The organism is Frigoribacterium sp. MEB024 (assembly GCF_000878135.1).
Taxonomy (GTDB): domain Bacteria; phylum Actinomycetota; class Actinomycetes; order Actinomycetales; family Microbacteriaceae; genus Frigoribacterium.
Window position 1 is genome coordinate 14,394 of the sequence record NZ_JXQZ01000012.1, and the last position, 16,639, is coordinate 31,032.

The following is a 16,639-nucleotide window of genomic DNA, read 5'->3' on the forward strand; positions in this document are numbered from 1 at the left end:
TCGCCGGCCGCCCCGCGCCTCCTCGTCCGTCGGCGGCCCCGCCCCGGCTGTGAGAGGCGGCAGGAGGCGCGCCTAGACTCGTCCCTCATGACCGGACCCCTGATCGTGCAGAGCGATCGCACCGTCCTGCTCGAGGTCGCGCACGAGCAGGCGGAGGACGCGCGGCACGACCTCAGCGTCTTCGCCGAGCTCGAGCGCGCCCCCGAGCACGTGCACACCTACCGCATCACCCGACTCGGGTTGTGGAACGCACGGGCGGCCGGGCACAGCGCCGACGACATGCTCGGCACGCTCGAGAAGTACAGCAAGTTCCCGGTGCCGCAGAGCGTCAGCGTCGACATCGCCGAGACCGTCGCGCGCTACGGCCGCATCGTCATCGAGCGCGACGGCGACCAGTTGCTGCTGCGCGGCACCGACAGCTCGGTGCTGAGCGAGGTGACCCGGGCCAAGAAGATCGGCGAGCTGCTCGGCGTCAAGCGGGCGGACGACCTGTGGGAGCTCCTGCCCTGGGCCCGTGGCGAGGTGAAGCAGCAGCTCGTCAAACTCGGCTGGCCCGCCGAGGACCACGCCGGCTACACGCCCGGCACCCCGCACGCCATCGACCTCGACGAGAGCGACTGGCACCTGCGCGGCTACCAGCAGAAGGCGATCGACAACTTCTTCGAGGGCGGCTCGGGCGTCGTCGTGCTCCCCTGCGGTGCCGGCAAGACCCTCGTGGGCGCCGGGGCCATGGCGGCCGCCGGCACCACCACGCTGATCCTCGTGACGAACACCGTCTCGGCCCGACAGTGGCGAGACGAACTGCTCAAGCGCACGTCGCTGACCGAGGACGAGATCGGCGAGTACTCCGGCTCGGTGAAAGAGGTCAAGCCGGTCACCATCGCCACCTACCAGATCCTCACGGCCCGCCGCGGGGGCAAGTACACGCACCTCTCGCTGCTCGACGCGCTCGACTGGGGCCTGGTCGTCTACGACGAGGTGCACCTCCTGCCCGCGCCGGTCTTCAAGCTGACCGCCGAACTGCAGGCTCGTCGCCGCCTGGGCCTCACCGCGACACTCGTGCGCGAGGACGGTCGCGAGAGCGACGTCTTCAGCCTGATCGGCCCCAAGCGCTTCGACGCCCCGTGGAAAGAGATCGAGGCCCAGGGCTTCATCTCGCCGGCATCGTGCTACGAGGTGCGGGTGGACCTCCCCCAGGAAGCGCGGCTCGAGTACGCGGCGTCCCCCGACGACGAGCGCTACCGGCTGGCCGCGACGGCCCCGGCCAAGCTCGACGTGGTCAAGCACCTCGTGGCCCGTCACGACGGCGAGCAGATCCTCGTCATCGGCCAGTACCTCGACCAGCTCGACGAGCTCGCCGCGGTGCTCGACGCCCCCACGCTGACCGGCAGCACGCCCGTCGACGAACGCGAGCGCCTCTACCAGCGCTTCCGCGACGGCGACCTCAAGGTGCTCGTCGTCTCGAAGGTGGCCAACTTCTCGGTCGACCTGCCCGAGGCGACCGTGGCGATCCAGGTCAGCGGCTCGTACGGGTCGCGGCAAGAAGAGGCGCAGCGTCTCGGTCGTCTGCTGCGGCCGAAGAAGTCGGGCCTGCCGGCCTCGTTCTACACGCTCGTCAGCCGCGACACGGTCGACCAGGACTTCGCGCAGAACCGCCAGCGCTTCCTGGCCGAGCAGGGCTACAGCTACACGATCCTCGACTCGCCGGTGGTCGCCGCGTGACCGACGAGCAGGGCGCCGACCTGCCCCTGGGCGACGACGACCTCTGGCGCGACAGCCTCCGCCGGGTGTTCGCCGCCGACCAGGCCCCGTTCGCGACCTTCGGACCCCTGGTCGCCTCCCTCGACCACGACGCCATGGAGTTCCGCGGGCAGGTCGCCCGGTTCGCCGAGTGGAACCCGTCGGTCGTCGTGTCGGTCGCCCGCACCTACGAGGTGCAGGGCGGACTCCACGCGGGGGCGACCCTCAGCATCGTGACCTGGAGCCCCGACCCCGAGGTGATCGAACGCAGCGACCTGCTCGCCGGGTCGCCCGTCAAGGACCACCTGTTCGCCGGACTCACCGCGATCGGCGCGACCGACGACGCCTCCGAGGCCCAGGTCGTCGCCGCCTCCGTCGAGGAGTTCCCGGGCTGGCAGATCACACGGGCCTCGGGCTACACGGCGGTGCTCGAGCGGCGTGAGGGCGTGGACTTCACCCTGGCCGTGCCCGACGAGCTGCTCGAGCTCACCACGCGCGTCGCCCTGGTACCCAACGTCGAGTGGTCCGGCCCGGACGCCTGAGCGACCTGCCGTCTCGGCCGCCTGAGGGCTGCCGCTCCGCCCACGTGCGGGTGACGCTCCTCCGCCTCACAGGAAACACCGAGGAGGCGCGCAGATACTTGGGCGCATGAGTGACGGCCCCAAGATCCTGATCGTCGACGACGAACCGAACATCCGCGACCTGTTGACCACCAGCCTGCGGTTCGCGGGCTTCGCCGTCCGTGCGGTCGGCAACGGTGCGCAGGCGATCTCGGCGGTCCTCGAAGAAGAACCCGACCTGATCATCCTCGACGTGATGCTGCCCGACATGAACGGGTTCGGCGTCACCAAGCGCCTCCGCTCGTCGGGTTACACCTCGCCGATCCTCTTCCTCACGGCGAAGGACGACACCGAGGACAAGATCACCGGCCTCACGGTCGGCGGCGACGACTACGTCACCAAGCCGTTCAGCCTCGACGAGATCGTCGCGCGCATCAAGGCGATCCTGCGCCGCACGATGAACGAGGACGAAGACGCCATCATCCGTGCCGGCGAGCTGACGATGGACCAGGACACCCACGAGGTCACCATCGGCGAGACGGCCATCGAGCTCAGCCCCACCGAGTTCAAGCTGCTCCGTTACCTCATGCTCAACCCGAACCGCGTGCTCTCGAAGGCCCAGATCCTCGACCACGTGTGGGAGTACGACTTCAACGGCGACGCCGGCATCGTCGAGAGCTACATCTCGTACCTGCGTCGCAAGCTCGACCAGTTCTCGACCGAGCCCATCATCCAGACCAAGCGGGGCTTCGGCTACATGCTCAAGGCCACCAAGGCCTGACCACCAGCCCTGGTGCGTGAACACGACGACGCCCGACCGCCCCGAGCGGTCGGGCGTCGTCGTCCGTGCTCCGACGGGCGGGGTGTGCCCAGCCGGTTCCGCTAGCGTCTGTCCTCATGCACGCTCGCCTCTCGCAGTGGTGGAACGAGATCTCCATCCGCACCAAGATCACCGGCATCACGGTGACCCTGGTCACCCTCGGCCTCGTCGTGGCCGGCCTCGGCACGATGACCGTCCTGAGCACCTATCTGATGGGACAGGTCGACACGTCCCTGCGCAACTCGGCGACCAACTTCACCAGCGCCTCGTTCGACCAGGCGGACTCCCGGTCGTGCACCGTGAACTTCGCGGGCCTCACCAGCAGCTACGTCGCGATCCTCGACGACGAGGGCGACCTGATCTGCGACACCCGTTCGCAGCTGTCGAGTGCCACCGACGCCCCCGACCTCACCGGCGTCGGCGTCGCCGGCGCTCCCCTCGACGAGGCCTTCAACCGGTACAACTCGAGCCGCGACAACGAGTGGCGCCTCTTCGCCCACGCGGCCGCCCTGCGCTCGACCGACGCCCAGGGCAGCGTGACGACCGTGCCCGCCGTCATCGTCGCCGGCACCAACCTGGCGGGCACAAATGCGACGATCGGGCGCTTCGGCGGCATCTTCCTGGGGTTCGGCCTCTCGGTCGTCGTGCTCGGCGCCGCCCTCACCCGCCTGCTCGTCACGTCGACCTTCGCGCCGCTGCGCGACGTCGAGGCGACCGCGGCCCGCTTCGCCGACGGCGACTTCACCCAACGACTCGACTCGACGACGCCGAACACCGAGGTCGGACGACTCAACCGGTCCCTCAACACGATGCTCAACCGGATCGACAGCGCCTTCGACGACCGCGCCAGGACGATCGACCAGATGCGCCGCTTCGTCGGCGACGCGAGCCACGAACTCCGGACGCCGCTCGTCTCCCTCCGCGGCTACGCCGAGCTGTACCGCATGGGTGCGCTGACCAAGCCCGAGGACGTCGCCCAGGCCATGGACCGCATCGAGAAGGAGGCCATCCGCATGGGCGTGCTGGTGCAGGACCTCCTCGCCCTCGCCCGTCTCGACGAGTCCAAACCGCTCGAGCTCGGTCCCGTCGACCTCGTGCAGCTGGCCCGCGATTCGGCCCTCGACACCATGGCGTCGAACCCGGATCGAGACATCGACGTCATCGTGCTCGAGCCCGTCCTCGCCTCGGTGCCGGCCCTGACCGACGGCGACGAGACACCTGCCGACGGACGCTCCCCCGAGGCCGCACCACCGGCCGCGAGCACCCCGACCGCAGGCACCTCACCCACGGATGCCGCGCCCGGTTCGACGGGTGCGATCTCGTTCGCGGGCGCGACCCTCGCCCGCCTCCGCAGCCTGAGGGCTCGCGCCGTCCGCAACGGCGACACGGCCACCGCCGCCCAGCTCCAGGGCGAAGTGCAGAGGTTCGAGGCCCCGGCCATCGTGCACGGCGAAGAGAACAAGATCCGCCAGGTGATCACCAACCTGATGGGCAACGCCATGCGGTTCACCGAGGCGGACAGCCCGATCGAGCTCGTGGTGCAGTCCGACCCCGGGCGTGGTGTCGCCACCGTCGCCATCGTCGACCACGGCGAAGGCATCCCACCGCAGATCCGCGAGAAGATCTTCCAGCGCTTCTGGCGGGCCGACTCGTCGCGTACCCGCGACACGGGCGGCAGCGGCCTCGGCCTGGCCATCGTGTCCGGCATCGTCGCGGCCCACGGCGGCTCGGTGGACGTCGACGACACCCCCGGGGGTGGAGCCACGTTCCGGGTCGCCCTCCCGCTGATGCCCGCCGACGCTCTCACCCCGGCCGAGCCCTCCGTCGCGACCGCGTAGCCCGACCGACCCCGGCCCGCGCCGGACGCCGCGCGCCCCGCGCCCCGTGCCCCGTGCCCCGTGCCCCGTGCCCCGTGCTACCAGCCCACGACGCCAGGAAGTGGACACCGCACCACGTCTTCTCGTGGCGCCGTGTCCACAACGTGGTGTCGTGTGCACTTCTAGCGTCGTCCGGAGCCGGTGCCGAAGCCCGGCCGAACCGCGGCTCACGTCCCTCCCCCCGGAAACGCCGAAGGGCGGCTCCCCGGAGGGGAACCGCCCTTGAGCGTGTGCGCGGTGTGAGCCGCGCGGCTGCGGACTAGAAGTCCATGCCACCCGAGGGGTCGCCGGCCGGGGCCGGGTTCTTCTCGGGCTTGTCGGCGACGACGGCCTCGGTCGTGAGGAACAGACCGGCGATCGACGCGGCGTTCTGCAGAGCCGAACGCGTGACCTTGGCGGGGTCGATGATGCCGGCGGCCAGCATGTCGACGTACTCGCCGGTCGCGGCGTTGAGGCCCCAACCGATGTCGAGCCCGCGGACCTTGTCGGCCACGACGCCGGGCTCCATGCCGGCGTTGAAGGCGATCTGCTTCAGAGGAGCGTCGATCGCGACACGGACGATGTTCGCACCCGTCGCCTCGTCGCCCTCGAGCTGCAGGTTCGCCAGCGCGGTCTTGCCGGCCTGGATGAGGGCGACGCCACCACCGGCGACGATGCCCTCTTCGACGGCGGCCTTCGCGTTGCGCACGGCGTCCTCGATGCGGTGCTTGCGCTCTTTCAGCTCGACCTCGGTCGCGGCACCCGCCTTGATGACGGCGACGCCACCGGCGAGCTTCGCGAGGCGCTCCTGGAGCTTCTCGCGGTCGTAGTCGCTGTCGGTCGCCTCGATCTCGCTGCGGATCTGACGGACGCGGCCGGCGATCTGCTCGTCGTCACCAGCACCCTCGACGATGGTCGTCTCGTCCTTGGTGATGATGACCTTGCGGGCACGACCGAGCAGGTCGAGCGTGGCGTTCTCGAGCTTGAGACCGACCTCTTCGGCGATGACCTGACCACCGGTGAGGATCGCGATGTCCTGCAGCTGCGCCTTGCGACGGTCGCCGAAGCCGGGGGCCTTGACGGCGACCGACTTGAAGATGCCACGGATCTTGTTCACGACGAGCGTGGCCAGGGCCTCGCCGTCGACGTCTTCCGCGATGATGAGCAGCTGCTTGCCCGACTGGATGACCTTGTCGACGATCGGCAGCAGGTCTTTGATGTTCGAGATCTTCGAGTTGACGATGAGCACGTAGGCGTCTTCGAAGACGGCTTCCTGGCGCTCGGGGTCGGTGACGAAGTACTGCGACAGGTAGCCCTTGTCGAAGCGCATGCCCTCGGTGAGCTCGAGCTCGGTGCCGAAGGTGTTGCTCTCCTCGACGGTGACGACGCCCTCTTTGCCGACCTTGTCGATCGCTTCGGCGATGAGCGCACCGATGGTGGGGTCGGCGGCCGAGATCGAGGCCGTGGCAGCGATCTGCTCTTTGGTCTCGATGTCCTTCGCGTCGGCCAGCAGCTGGTCGGAGACGGCCTGGGCGGCCTTCTCGATGCCGCGCTTCAGCGAGATGGGGTCGGCACCGGCCGCGACGTTGCGCAGACCTTCGCGGACGAGGGCCTGGGCCAGCACCGTCGCGGTGGTCGTGCCGTCGCCGGCGACGTCGTCAGTCTTCTTCGCGACCTCTTTGACGAGCTCGGCACCGATCTTCTCGAAGGGGTCGTCGAGCTCGATCTCTTTGGCGATGGAGACGCCGTCGTTCGTGATGGTGGGGGCGCCCCACTTCTTCTCGAGCACGACGTTGCGACCACGCGGGCCGAGCGTGACCTTCACCGCGTCGGCCAGGATGTTCAGGCCACGCTCGAGGCCACGACGGGCCTCTTCGTCAAAAGCAATGATCTTAGCCATGTGTGTTTTTCGTCCCTCCCGGACGTCATGAAGCAGAAGCATTGGCACTCACGTGTCGCGAGTGCCAGCAACGATTCTGGCACTCGCCCGATGAGAGTGCAAGTGACGTGGCGGGGCCCGGACGCACGAGCACGCCGCCACGGCGGACCGTGACGGCGTGCGGCGAGGCGTCGGTGCGTCGAGGCGCACCGGTGGGCGTCAGGCGAGCCGGACGGACTCCGCCTGCGGCCCCTTGTCGCCCGTGCCGACCTCGAACACGACGGCCTGGCCCTCTTCGAGGACCTTGTACCCGCTCATGTCGATGGCCGAGTAGTGCACGAAGACGTCCTGGCCGTCTCCCTCGACGGTGATGAAGCCGAAGCCCTTCTCCGCGTTGAACCATTTCACGGTCCCGTTTGCCATGGTGTCGCTCCCCTTGCTGTGGTGGTACGGCGCGTGCGGTGCTGCAGAGCCGGGTCGTCGACGCAGTCATCTGCGACCCCGGACGGGACAGCGTCACTCGTGCAGAACACCAGGTCGGCGAGCCGTGGGAGGCGACCAATTCCAGATGCTAGCCACGGGAAAAGCGGAAGGACACACCTCGAACGAGAAACACCCGCAGAAAACGAGGATTTCACCGGTAATTAAACGCGGGCGTAACACGGGAGGCGCGGTGACGGCCCGACGGGACCCGCGCCTCCTCGGATCGGGCGACGCCGCGAGGGCGTCGCACGGCGGCGTCAGGAGCTGTAGTCGGCCCCGAGGACGATCGTGACGGCGGCACCCGGGAAGGCCTCGCTCGCCTCGACGTCGGTGATGCCGAGCTGCTGGGCGAGCCCGAGCGCCGCGGCCTCGTCGTCGGCCGCCGAGTAGTAGACGGTGGAGGTCGCGACGCGCTCGCTGGCGTTGCCCTGCGTGCCGACGACCCAGCCGGCGGTCTCGAGCCGCTCGGAGGCCGAACCGGCGAGCCCGGCGGTGGCCGTGCCGTTCAGCACGGTGATCGTGGTGACCGCGGGGTCGACCTGCGAGGGGTCCGTCAGCGGGGCCACCGTCGGCGTGGCCGAAAGGGTCGCCGTCTCGGTGTCGGGCGCCTGGGCCTCGGTGGTGCCGGACGCCGACGGGTTGACGAACTGGAAGCTGTTGTTCGCGACCCCGAGGTACACGACGCCGGCACCGACCAGCACGCCGACGGCGAGGGCCGCCCAGGCGAAGCCGATCCAGCCGCTGCCGGGGCGCTTCTCGGCCCGGTGGGCCCCGACGCGGTCGAGGTCGGCGGGGACGTCGTCGAACCGGTCTCGGTCGAATTTCGGCATGCGTGGTCTCTCGTGGATCAGCGGGTCGGACCGAACGAACGGGTCGATCGGGCGTCGTGGCGGGCGACTCGCAGGCGCTGCAGGCGGCCGACGAGCATGGGTGCGTAGGCCAGTGCAGCGGGTCGGTCTATGAGCGAGTTGAGCAACTGCTGGTAACGGACGACCCCGAGGCCGAACTCCCGACGGATCGCGGCCTCCCGGGCACCGGCCGAGGCGGGGGCACGCTGTTCGAAGTCCAGGACGGCGCGGTCACGTTCGGACAGCACGCTCGAGCGCACGTCGTCACCTGTCGCGTTCTCGTCCATCGTGGCGGCCCTCCCCTGGGTTCCGGGTCATCCTATGGGCGGCGCCCCGACCGATCGCGGAGGCCGGGGGCGTGGTCCGACAACGCGTCCAGCCGCCCGAGGCGCCGCCGGTCGCCTCGTGCCGTGACCCGTCGACCCGCGGTCAGGCCGTGAGGTGCAGCCGCGTGCCGTGGGCGTCCCCCACGCCCAGCACCCGGCCGTCGAGGGCGAGGGCCGCGAACGCGTCGTCGGCGGACACCCCCGGCGGCACCTCGGCGACCACGTCCGTCAGCAGGTCGCGGCGCTCGTACGAGATCCACCGTGCACCCAGCCGGCCGACCTCGTCGACGAAGGCCTGGCGCCGCCGCCCCGGCAGGTAGACGAGCGTGCCCGTCGAGACCACGACCGGCGTGGCGTCCGTCGGGGCCTCGTCCACGAGGGCGGCGAGACCGTCGACGGCGTCCGCCGCGACGAGCCGAGGAGGCGCGGTGCGGGCGAGCGCGACGGCCCGCCGCAGCAGGTCCCGTCGATCACCGCGCTCGGGCGGCAGCAGGGTCTCGAGCCAGGCCACCTGCTCGGGGTCGCGGACGTCGACCGGGTCGAGGTCGATCCCCGCCCGCCAGACGACCTCGGGCAGCCGTCCCGTCGGCAGCTCCGGCCGAGACCGGGTCGCGCCCTCGACGACCACGTCGATCCCGAGCTGCACCGTGCTCGACGCGTCACCCCAGGCCCGGTCGCCCGAGCGGTAGCCGTAGCGGTCGACACCGAGGCAGAGCCCGGCCGAGGCGCCGACCTCGATCAGGGCGATCGGGCCCGGCACGCGGGCCAGGGCGATCGACAGCGGCGCGCAGCGGCGCACGTCGTTGGTCTGGGTGAGTCGCCTGCCGAGCTCGGCCACGACGTCGTCGGAGCGGGCGAGCAGCCAGGGCCTCAGCGCCGACCACGACCCGTGCGGCGCACCCAGCCACCGGCAGACCGCGAGGACGAGGACGGGCTGGCGCCGCGCCTCCTCGGCTCGCTCGACGACGGCGAGCGCCGTCGGATCGCCCGCGATGCCCCGCGCGAGCTCGGCCTGCGACGGCGACCCCTCACGGTCGAAGGCGAGGGCCGCGGCCAGGAAGCGGTCGGAGGTGCTCACGACCAGGAGTCTGACAGCCCGGTGGGGGCCGGGGAATCGTGCACCGGTCGACCGTGTTGAATGAGGAGTCCCGACAAGCAAGGAGATCATCGTGGCGTACAAGATCGAGAAGACCGACGAGCAGTGGCGCGAAGAGCTCGACGCCGAGCAGTACTCCGTCCTGCGGGAGGCCGCCACCGAGCGTCCCTGGACCGGTGAACTGCTCGACGAGAGCCGTGCCGGCGTCTACGCCTGTGCGGCGTGCAGCGCCGAACTGTTCAAGAGCGGCACCAAGTTCGACAGCGGCTGCGGCTGGCCGAGCTTCTACGAGTCGGTGAACCCGGACGCGGTGCAGCTGATCGAGGACAACTCGCTCGGCATGACCCGCACCGAGGTCCGGTGCGCGAACTGCGGCTCGCACCTCGGCCACGTGTTCCCCGACGGTTTCGGCACGCCGACCGGTGACCGTTACTGCATGAACAGCATCTCGCTCGACTTCAAGGCCGCCGAGTAGTGAGCGCCGTCGCCGACGCCGCCCGGCGTCGACGGTCACGGTCCAAGGTCACCGACGTCGCCCCGACGCACGAGCAGCTGCTCGACGCCGTGCGGTCGGCGGCGACGGTGGCGGACCACTCCGAGTTGCGCCCGTGGCGGCTGATCGAGTTCCGGGGTGACGACCGACTCGTCGTGGGCCGGTCGCTGGCCGACGCGGGTGGGGCCGAGGGTCACGCTCGCGACAAGCTGACGCAGAAGGCGCTGCGGGCACCGCTGATCGTCGCGGTGGTCGTCTCGCCGCGCGAGAGCCGCAAGGTCCCCTACTGGGAACAAGAATCGGTCGCCTCGGGCGTGGCGCACCTGCTGTCGCTCGTGCTCGACGACGAGGGGTGGGGCGTGTTCTGGCGGACCGGCGTCCTGACCCGGGCCCCCGAGGTGGCGACGGCGCACGGCCTGCGCGACGGCGAGCAGTTGCTGGGTTGGCTCTACGTGGGCGGGCGCGACGGTGACGACGCGAAGCCGCGGAAACTGCTCGACCCCGAGCAGTTCGTCAGCACGCCCTAGTCGGTCGGTGCCCCTGCGGGCACCGACCCGGTCACCAGGTCTTGTGGCTGTTGCCGATCACCGTGATGGGCAGCCAGAACGATCCGGTCATCAGGACGATGCCCCCGAAGAAGACGAAGGCGTTGGGCTCGCCCGAGCCGAACGAGTAGGCGAACAGGGCGAAGGCGACGAAGAGCATGGCGAGCGAACCGAGCGCGGTCAAGATCGTGGACAAGGGGGCTCCTCAGGTCGGTGCGTCCGGCGGGCGCGGTGCGCTGCGTCTACTTCACCACTTCTCGGCCTCGGAACGCCAATCCTGCACCGAGCGCATCCTCCACGCCGGGTGAGGAGGCGCGGGCTGGGTAAGATGGGCACGCTCCGCCGGCCTGGCGCAATTGGTAGCGCATCCGACTTGTAATCGGAAGGTTACGGGTTCAAGTCCCGTGGCCGGCTCTCTTCTCTCGTCGTCCCGACAGGACGCGTGCGGCTCAGCCCTCGAGGGCGACGAGCAGGTGACGCAGGCCGTCCGCGACGGCCGCGCGCGCCTCCTCGGGCAGGGCGGCGAGGATCGCCCGCTCGTCGGCGAGCTGCACCTCGAGCACGCGGTCGATCAGGCGGCGCCCGGCAACGGTCGGCGCGACGAAGTAGCCGCGGTGGTCGGCGGGATTGGCCGTGCGATCGACGAGGCCTGCCGCGAGCAGGCCCTTGACGCGTTTCGTGACGGCCGGCGGCGACAGGAGCGTCTCGTCGGCCAGTTGCGTCGGACTCGTCGGGGCGTCGCGTCGGGTCAGGGCCGCGAGCAGGTCGAAGTCCGCCCGCCCCAGGCCGAACTCGGCGAGCAGGTCGTCGCTGCGCCGCTGCACGATGCGGGCGAGCCGGTTGACGCGGCCGATGACGGGGATGGCCGAGACGTCGAGGTCGGGCCGCAGCTCACGCCACCGGTCGTGGACGTCGTCCATCGCGTCGCGGGGCCCGGCGTCGGTCATGCCCTTGAGCCTACCGATGGTTCACGAGTAAAGTAGCCCCCAGATCATTCACCCGTGAAGCAGTTCGACGACGAGCGCCCACGCCGCGTCGACCAGAGGACCGCCCCATCACGACCACGACCCCCACCCATCGCCTGCTGCCGCACCCACGCGACCTGGTCCGCTTCGGCCCACACGACGGCGCCCACCGTCCGGCCGCCCGCGTCGCCGTCTCGGTGCTCGTACCCATGGTCGTCCTGGCCCTGATCGGGCACGTCGAGTGGACGCCCTATGCGGTCTTCGGCGCCTTCGCCTCGGCGTTCGGCCGAGGGCTCCCCCGCTTCCAGCGGCTCGAGATGCAGCTCGAGGCCGGGCTCTCCCTCGTCGCCTGCGTGGTCCTGGGCACCGCGCTGGCCGCCTCGGCGGCCCCGGTCTGGGTGCTGGTCGTCACGATCGGTCTCGTCGCCGGCGTCACGTCGGCCGTCTCCGACCTGCGCCGGTGGAGCCCGCCCGGCCCGCTCTTCTTCGTCTTCGGACTCGGCGTCTCGGCGTTCGTGCCCGCGACCGCGTCGACCGTCGCGGTGGCCGCGGTCGTCGCCCCGGCGAGTCTCGCGCTCGCCCTGCTCGCCTCGCTCGCAGGCGTGCTGCTGCCCGCCGGCCGTCGCGCGCTCGCCACCGTCGACGGACGCCGATGGAGGCGCGGCCCGCGCCCCCTGGACGGCCGACGGACGATCGTCCACGCTTCGGTCTGCCTGGTGTCCTCGATCGTGGCCGGGCTGATCGGCCTCGGTCTCGGCGTGCAGAGCCCGTACTGGGCGATGGTGTCGGCCGTGGTGCCCGTGGTGGGGACCGCGACGGCGGGCCAGCTCGTGCGGGCCGGCCACCGCCTCCTCGGCACCCTCGTCGGGGTCGGCCTCGCCGCCCTGCTGCTGGCCTGGCACCCCGGGGTCGCCGCCCTGATCGTCGCCTTCGGCGTGCTGCAGTTCGCGACCGAGCTGCTCATCGTCCGCAACTACGGGCTCGCGCTCGTGTTCATCACGCCCATGGCGCTCGGCATGCGGGCACTCGGCGGCGCACCCGTCGACGTGGGCGCCCTCGTGGCGGCCCGGACGGCCGACACCGCCATCGGGGTGGGCGTCGTGGTCGTCGTGCTGCTCGCGACGCACCGACTGCGGCGGCCGCGCCCGGAGGCGAGCGCCTAGGCCCGGGCAGGCCCCGGTCGGTGGTCAGACCTGGCGCGCCCTCGCCCGGCGGCCGTCCTTGCTCCACCACACCAGGTCGGCCACGCCCTGGGCCACCAGCAGCACGGCCACGATCAGGATGATGACGGTCAGCGCCTGGACCGGCACCCCCGAGGCGATGTTGAGCACCTGGACGACGAGGCCGAACAGGCCGATCAGCACCTCGAACACGGCGGGCACCACGGCGCCCGTCTTCGTCAGGGTGAACCAGGGTCGCCGCAGGTCGCTCATGCACCCGAGGGTACAAGGTGCGCGGGCTACGATCGCCGGGACCCCGATCCGCCGAGGAGGCACCGTGCGACGACGCGACGTCCACGTCGACCCCGACGTGCCGAACTGGCTGCTCACCAAACGCGGCGGCCTCGCCCTGCCCCTCGTCACGTCGTTCTGCGCGCTCGTCGTGATCGCGAGCATCGTCGCCGCCCTGACGGTCGGCGGCGGCCACGTCACCGTCGTCACCGTGATCGTCGTGGCCGCCGGTCTGGGTGCCGTCACCTGGGCCGTGGCGGACCTCGTCTGGTGGACGCGCGACGACCGACGCCGCGTCGTCCGGCTGCCCCGCGACCCCGAGGCCTGACGCCGGAACCCCCGGTCACATGCCGTTCAGGGCATGGACGTGCCCCGTCAACCTGGCAACCACCCAGCGTCCGTCGCCGTAAACTGACGGATGCACCGGACCGGTGCCCACGACGTTCGGCTCCGCTCGCGACCCCGCGCGCGCGTGCAGCCCCACCCCGCCACAACTCGACAGGGAGTTCCGTTGAACGGAAACGCTACGACCCGGCACAGCAACGTCGCGTTGCTGTCGGTCACCAGCACCATGGCCGACCGGGTCACCACCTCCGAGAGCATCGACGAGAAGCTCGCCCCCGTGCTCAAGCGCCTCAAGCTGCCCACGGGCCTGCTGCAGCGGGTCGCCGGCGTGTACGAGCGCCGCAACTGGAGCACCGAGCAGAGCTTCGACTCGGCGGCGATCGACGCGGGCAAGCGCGCGATGGCCGAAGCGGGCATCCGCCCCGACCAGGTCGGCCTGCTGATCAACACGTCGGTCACGCGCCCCCACCTCGAGCCCTCGGTCGCGGTCCGCCTGCACCACGGCCTCGGCCTGCCCTCGTCGGCGACGAACTTCGACATCGCCAACGCCTGCCTCGGCTTCGTCAACGGCATGACCCTCGCCGCCCAGCTGATCGACGCCGGCCAGATCGACTACGCCGTCATCATCGACGGCGAGGACGCGGACGACGTCCAGGTCAACACGATCGACCGTCTGCTGACCAAGGGCTACGGCCGCGACGACTTCATGAGCGAGTTCGCCAGCCTCACCCTGGGCTCCGGGGCCGCCGCCGCCGTCATCGGCCGCGCCGACCTCCACCCCGAGGGCCACCGCATCGTCGGCGGCGTCACCCGCGCCGCCACCGAGAACTACGACCTCTGCGTCGGCAGCGTCGACGGCATGTTCACCGATGCCAAGGCCCTGCTCAAGCGCGGCATGGAACTCGTCGTCTCGGCCTGGAAAGAGGCCAAGCGCGACTGGAACTGGCAGCGCATGGACCGCTACATCATGCATCAGGTCAGCGACGTGCACACCGGCGCGTTCGTCAAGGCCGCCGGCATCGACAAGAAGCTCGTCCCGCTGACCTACCCGAACCTCGGCAACGTCGGCCCGGCGTCGATCCCGATCACGCTGGTCGAAGAGAGCAAGACCCTCAGCAAAGGCGACCGCGTCCTGCTGATGGGAGTGGGCTCGGGCATCAACACCGCGATGATGGAACTCGCCTGGTGAGTCGGCTCCCGCGGTCCGCCTCCGCCACGGCGCCGGCGTCACGTCCCCCCGCGGGTCTCGACGGGCTCGACCCGTCGTGGTCGCGTCTCGTCGACGTGCCGTACGGGCTCGGCGCACACCGCGCCTCCCGCACCTGGCACGTTCTCGACAACGCCGAGGCGCTGGCCGGCGTCGGTGCCGAACCGGTCGGCACCATCCTCTGCGTGCACGGCAACCCGACCTGGTCGTACCTCTGGCGCCGCCTCGTCGCCCGCACGGTCGAGACGGCCGCCGCCGGGGCGCCTGCCTGGCGCGTCGTCGCGGTCGACCAGCTCGACATGGGCTTCTCCGAGCGCACGGGCTCGCCGCAGACGCTGGCCCGCCGCGTCGCCGACCTGGGCGACCTGACCGAGGCCCTCGAGGTCACCGGTCCCGTCGTCACCCTCGGCCACGACTGGGGCGGCGTCGTCTCGACGGGCTGGGCGGTCGACCACCCCGACCAGCTGGCCGGGCTCATGCTGCTCAACACGGCGATCCACCAGCCCGAGGGCGAGAAGATCCCCGCTCCCCTGCGCCTCACCCTCGCCCGCGGCGTGCTGGGCCGGGCGACCGTCGGCACCACCGGGTTCCTCGACGTGACCCTCGGCCTCGCCCACCCGCCGCTGTCGCCCGAGGTGAAGGCCGGCTTCCGGGCTCCGTACCGCCAGGCCGACCGCCGCGGCGGCATCGGCGGCTTCGTGGCCGACATCCCGGTCGACGCGGAGCACGTCAGCAGCCCCGAGCTCGACCGCATCGCCGAGGGCCTGCGCGACCTCACCGTGCCGGCCCTGATGCTCTGGGGCCCGCGCGACCCGATCTTCTCCGACCGGTACCTCGACGACCTGGTCGACCGTCTGCCGCACGCCGACGTGCACCGCTTCGAGGGTGCGGGCCACCTCGTCGCCGAGGACGTCGACTACGCCGGGGCCGTGCTCACCTGGCTGGGCGACCGCCTGCCCGACGGCGCGGCCGCGGTCGACGTCGCCGCCGTCGCAGCCGAGGAGGCGCGGGTCGCCTCCCCGCAGGACCGCCCGCTCTGGTCGTACCTCGACTCCCTGGCTGACAGCCCGGCCACCGCGCTCGTCGAGATGGCCCCCGCGGGTGCCGACGGCCCCCGCTCGGTCAGCTGGAGCCTGCTCGCCCGGCGCGTCCACGAGATCGCCCTCGGTCTGCGCCGGCACGGCGTGCGGCCCGGCGACCGCGTCTCGCTGCTCGTGCAGCCCGGTGCCGACCTGACCGCCGTGCTCTACGCCTGCGTCCGCCTCGGCGCCGTCGTGGTCGTGGCCGACGCCGGTCTCGGCGTGCGCGGCCTGACCCGCGCCGTCCGGGGCGCCTGGCCCGACCACGTGATCGGCCAGCTCCCGGGGCTCACGGCGGCGACCGCTCTCGGCTGGCCGGGCCGCAAGATCTCGACGACGACGTTGTCGCCCGTCGCCGCCCGGACGCTCGGCGTCGAGGCGTCGCTACCCGAGATCGCCGCCCTCGGCCGCCGCGCCCACGGCGCCCTCGCCGAGCTGCCCGACGCGCCCACGGCCGACGCCGAGGCCGCGATCCTGTTCACCTCGGGCTCGACCGGCCCCGCGAAGGGCGTCGTCTACCGGCACGGCCAGCTGACCGCCCTGCGCGACGCGCTGGCCGAGCAGTACGGCGTCGGACCGGGCACCGGCCTGGTGGCCGGCTTCGCCCCGTTCGCCCTGCTCGGCCCCGCCCTCGGGGCGACGAGCGTCACGCCCGACATGGACGTCACGAAGCCGCGCACCCTGACCGCCCGCGCCGTCGCCGCCGCCACGGCGGCGGTGGACGCCACCGTGGTGTTCCTCTCCCCCGCCGCACTGACGAACGTCGTCGCGACGTCGGACGAGCTCGAGGACGCCGACCACCGCGCCCTGGCCGGCGTCGAGACGTTCCTGTCGGCGGGTGCGCCCGTCTCCGAGACCCTGTTGGCCGCCGCAGGCGACCTCATGCCGAACGCGACGCCCCACACGCCCTACGGCATGACCGAGGGGCTGCTGCTGATGACCGACG

The 16,639-nt window shown here is 71.4% G+C and carries 18 protein-coding genes and 1 tRNA gene; 11 read left to right on the forward strand and 8 right to left on the reverse strand.

The window, feature by feature from the left end:
* Positions 1–87: 87 nt before the first annotated feature.
* The 4 genes from SZ60_RS02910 (at position 88) to SZ60_RS02925 (ending at position 4,958) form a co-directional block, all read left to right on the forward strand.
* On the forward strand, positions 88–1,722 hold the full coding sequence (locus tag SZ60_RS02910; protein WP_043593519.1) for a DNA repair helicase XPB: 1,635 nt from the start codon (positions 88–90) through the stop codon (positions 1,720–1,722).
* Complete coding sequence (locus SZ60_RS02915) at positions 1,719–2,282, forward strand: hypothetical protein (protein WP_043593520.1); 564 nt, start codon at positions 1,719–1,721, stop codon at positions 2,280–2,282. The genes SZ60_RS02910 and SZ60_RS02915 overlap by 4 nt, the downstream gene beginning before the upstream one ends.
* 106 nt (positions 2,283–2,388) lie before the next feature.
* The gene (locus tag SZ60_RS02920) at positions 2,389–3,081 is read left to right on the forward strand and encodes a response regulator transcription factor (RefSeq protein WP_043593521.1); all 693 of its coding nucleotides are present in this window, start codon (positions 2,389–2,391) and stop codon (positions 3,079–3,081) included.
* A 116-nt stretch (positions 3,082–3,197) separates the two neighbouring features.
* Positions 3,198–4,958, forward strand: a complete 1,761-nt coding sequence (locus SZ60_RS02925; protein WP_043593523.1) for a cell wall metabolism sensor histidine kinase WalK — start codon at positions 3,198–3,200, stop codon at positions 4,956–4,958.
* Positions 4,959–5,256: 298 nt separating this feature from the next.
* Here SZ60_RS02925 and groL read toward each other — a convergent pair whose 3' ends face one another.
* From groL to SZ60_RS02950, 5 genes are all read right to left on the reverse strand, one after another.
* Positions 5,257–6,876: a chaperonin GroEL gene (groL, locus tag SZ60_RS02930; protein ID WP_043593524.1), complete on the reverse strand. Its 1,620-nt coding sequence runs from the start codon at positions 6,874–6,876 to the stop codon at positions 5,257–5,259.
* A 198-nt stretch (positions 6,877–7,074) separates the two neighbouring features.
* Entirely contained in the window at positions 7,075–7,278 is a 204-nt protein-coding gene (locus SZ60_RS02935) for a cold-shock protein (protein ID WP_043593527.1), read from the reverse strand.
* 317 nt (positions 7,279–7,595) lie between these two features.
* On the reverse strand, positions 7,596–8,168 hold the full coding sequence (locus tag SZ60_RS02940) for a LytR C-terminal domain-containing protein (RefSeq protein WP_043593528.1): 573 nt from the start codon (positions 8,166–8,168) through the stop codon (positions 7,596–7,598).
* A gap of 17 nt (positions 8,169–8,185) precedes the next feature.
* Positions 8,186–8,473: a DUF3263 domain-containing protein gene (locus tag SZ60_RS02945; RefSeq protein WP_043593530.1), complete on the reverse strand. Its 288-nt coding sequence runs from the start codon at positions 8,471–8,473 to the stop codon at positions 8,186–8,188.
* A 142-nt stretch (positions 8,474–8,615) separates the two neighbouring features.
* The gene (locus tag SZ60_RS02950) at positions 8,616–9,590 is read right to left on the reverse strand and encodes a DUF2332 domain-containing protein (RefSeq protein WP_043593531.1); all 975 of its coding nucleotides are present in this window, start codon (positions 9,588–9,590) and stop codon (positions 8,616–8,618) included.
* Between the two features lie 91 nt (positions 9,591–9,681).
* On the opposite strand from SZ60_RS02950, the gene msrB reads away from it, so the two are divergent.
* Together msrB and SZ60_RS02960 are read left to right on the forward strand one after the other, a co-directional pair.
* Complete coding sequence (gene msrB, locus SZ60_RS02955; protein ID WP_043593533.1) at positions 9,682–10,083, forward strand: peptide-methionine (R)-S-oxide reductase MsrB; 402 nt, start codon at positions 9,682–9,684, stop codon at positions 10,081–10,083.
* Positions 10,083–10,628: a nitroreductase family protein gene (locus tag SZ60_RS02960; RefSeq protein ID WP_043593534.1), complete on the forward strand. Its 546-nt coding sequence runs from the start codon at positions 10,083–10,085 to the stop codon at positions 10,626–10,628. The genes msrB and SZ60_RS02960 overlap by 1 nt, the downstream gene beginning before the upstream one ends.
* Before the next feature lie 31 nt (positions 10,629–10,659).
* Here SZ60_RS02960 and SZ60_RS02965 read toward each other — a convergent pair whose 3' ends face one another.
* A complete protein-coding gene (locus SZ60_RS02965) occupies positions 10,660–10,842 on the reverse strand; it encodes a hypothetical protein (RefSeq protein ID WP_043593536.1) in 183 nt (60 codons plus the stop codon).
* 145 nt (positions 10,843–10,987) lie between these two features.
* Between SZ60_RS02965 and SZ60_RS02970 the strand changes: the two genes are divergently transcribed.
* A tRNA-Thr gene (locus SZ60_RS02970) sits at positions 10,988–11,060 on the forward strand.
* Positions 11,061–11,095: 35 nt separating this feature from the next.
* On the opposite strand, the gene SZ60_RS02975 is transcribed toward SZ60_RS02970, so the two are convergent.
* On the reverse strand, positions 11,096–11,593 hold the full coding sequence (locus SZ60_RS02975) for a MarR family winged helix-turn-helix transcriptional regulator (RefSeq protein ID WP_043593538.1): 498 nt from the start codon (positions 11,591–11,593) through the stop codon (positions 11,096–11,098).
* Between the two features lie 215 nt (positions 11,594–11,808).
* On the opposite strand from SZ60_RS02975, the gene SZ60_RS02980 reads away from it, so the two are divergent.
* Entirely contained in the window at positions 11,809–12,774 is a 966-nt protein-coding gene (locus tag SZ60_RS02980; RefSeq protein ID WP_156155458.1) for an FUSC family protein, read from the forward strand.
* Between the two features lie 24 nt (positions 12,775–12,798).
* Here SZ60_RS02980 and SZ60_RS02985 read toward each other — a convergent pair whose 3' ends face one another.
* A complete protein-coding gene (locus SZ60_RS02985; RefSeq protein ID WP_043593542.1) occupies positions 12,799–13,044 on the reverse strand; it encodes a hypothetical protein in 246 nt (81 codons plus the stop codon).
* Between the two features lie 64 nt (positions 13,045–13,108).
* On the opposite strand from SZ60_RS02985, the gene SZ60_RS02990 reads away from it, so the two are divergent.
* The 3 genes from SZ60_RS02990 to SZ60_RS03000 form a co-directional block, all read left to right on the forward strand.
* Positions 13,109–13,390 (forward strand): hypothetical protein, encoded by a 282-nt coding sequence (locus tag SZ60_RS02990; RefSeq protein WP_043593543.1) that lies wholly within the window; start codon positions 13,109–13,111, stop codon positions 13,388–13,390.
* Positions 13,391–13,573: 183 nt separating this feature from the next.
* The gene (locus tag SZ60_RS02995; protein WP_043593545.1) at positions 13,574–14,596 is read left to right on the forward strand and encodes a 3-oxoacyl-ACP synthase III; all 1,023 of its coding nucleotides are present in this window, start codon (positions 13,574–13,576) and stop codon (positions 14,594–14,596) included.
* On the forward strand, positions 14,593–16,639 hold a 2,047-nt coding region (locus SZ60_RS03000; RefSeq protein ID WP_043593547.1), incomplete at its 3' end, for an alpha/beta fold hydrolase. The genes SZ60_RS02995 and SZ60_RS03000, both read left to right, overlap by 4 nt.

Excerpts from the sequence above, each read along its gene's own strand:
- SZ60_RS02910 (WP_043593519.1), top strand. The coding sequence starts at position 88 with ATGACCGGACCCCTGATCGTGCAGAGCGATCGCACCGTCCTGCTCGAG.
- SZ60_RS02920 (WP_043593521.1), top strand. The coding sequence starts at position 2,389 with ATGAGTGACGGCCCCAAGATCCTGATCGTCGACGACGAACCGAACATC.
- SZ60_RS02925 (WP_043593523.1), top strand. The coding sequence starts at position 3,198 with ATGCACGCTCGCCTCTCGCAGTGGTGGAACGAGATCTCCATCCGCACC.
- groL (WP_043593524.1), bottom strand. The coding sequence starts at position 6,876 with ATGGCTAAGATCATTGCTTTTGACGAAGAGGCCCGTCGTGGCCTCGAG.
- SZ60_RS02935 (WP_043593527.1), bottom strand. The coding sequence starts at position 7,278 with ATGGCAAACGGGACCGTGAAATGGTTCAACGCGGAGAAGGGCTTCGGC.
- SZ60_RS02940 (WP_043593528.1), bottom strand. The coding sequence starts at position 8,168 with ATGCCGAAATTCGACCGAGACCGGTTCGACGACGTCCCCGCCGACCTC.
- SZ60_RS02945 (WP_043593530.1), bottom strand. The coding sequence starts at position 8,473 with ATGGACGAGAACGCGACAGGTGACGACGTGCGCTCGAGCGTGCTGTCC.
- SZ60_RS02975 (WP_043593538.1), bottom strand. The coding sequence starts at position 11,593 with ATGACCGACGCCGGGCCCCGCGACGCGATGGACGACGTCCACGACCGG.
- SZ60_RS02985 (WP_043593542.1), bottom strand. The coding sequence starts at position 13,044 with ATGAGCGACCTGCGGCGACCCTGGTTCACCCTGACGAAGACGGGCGCC.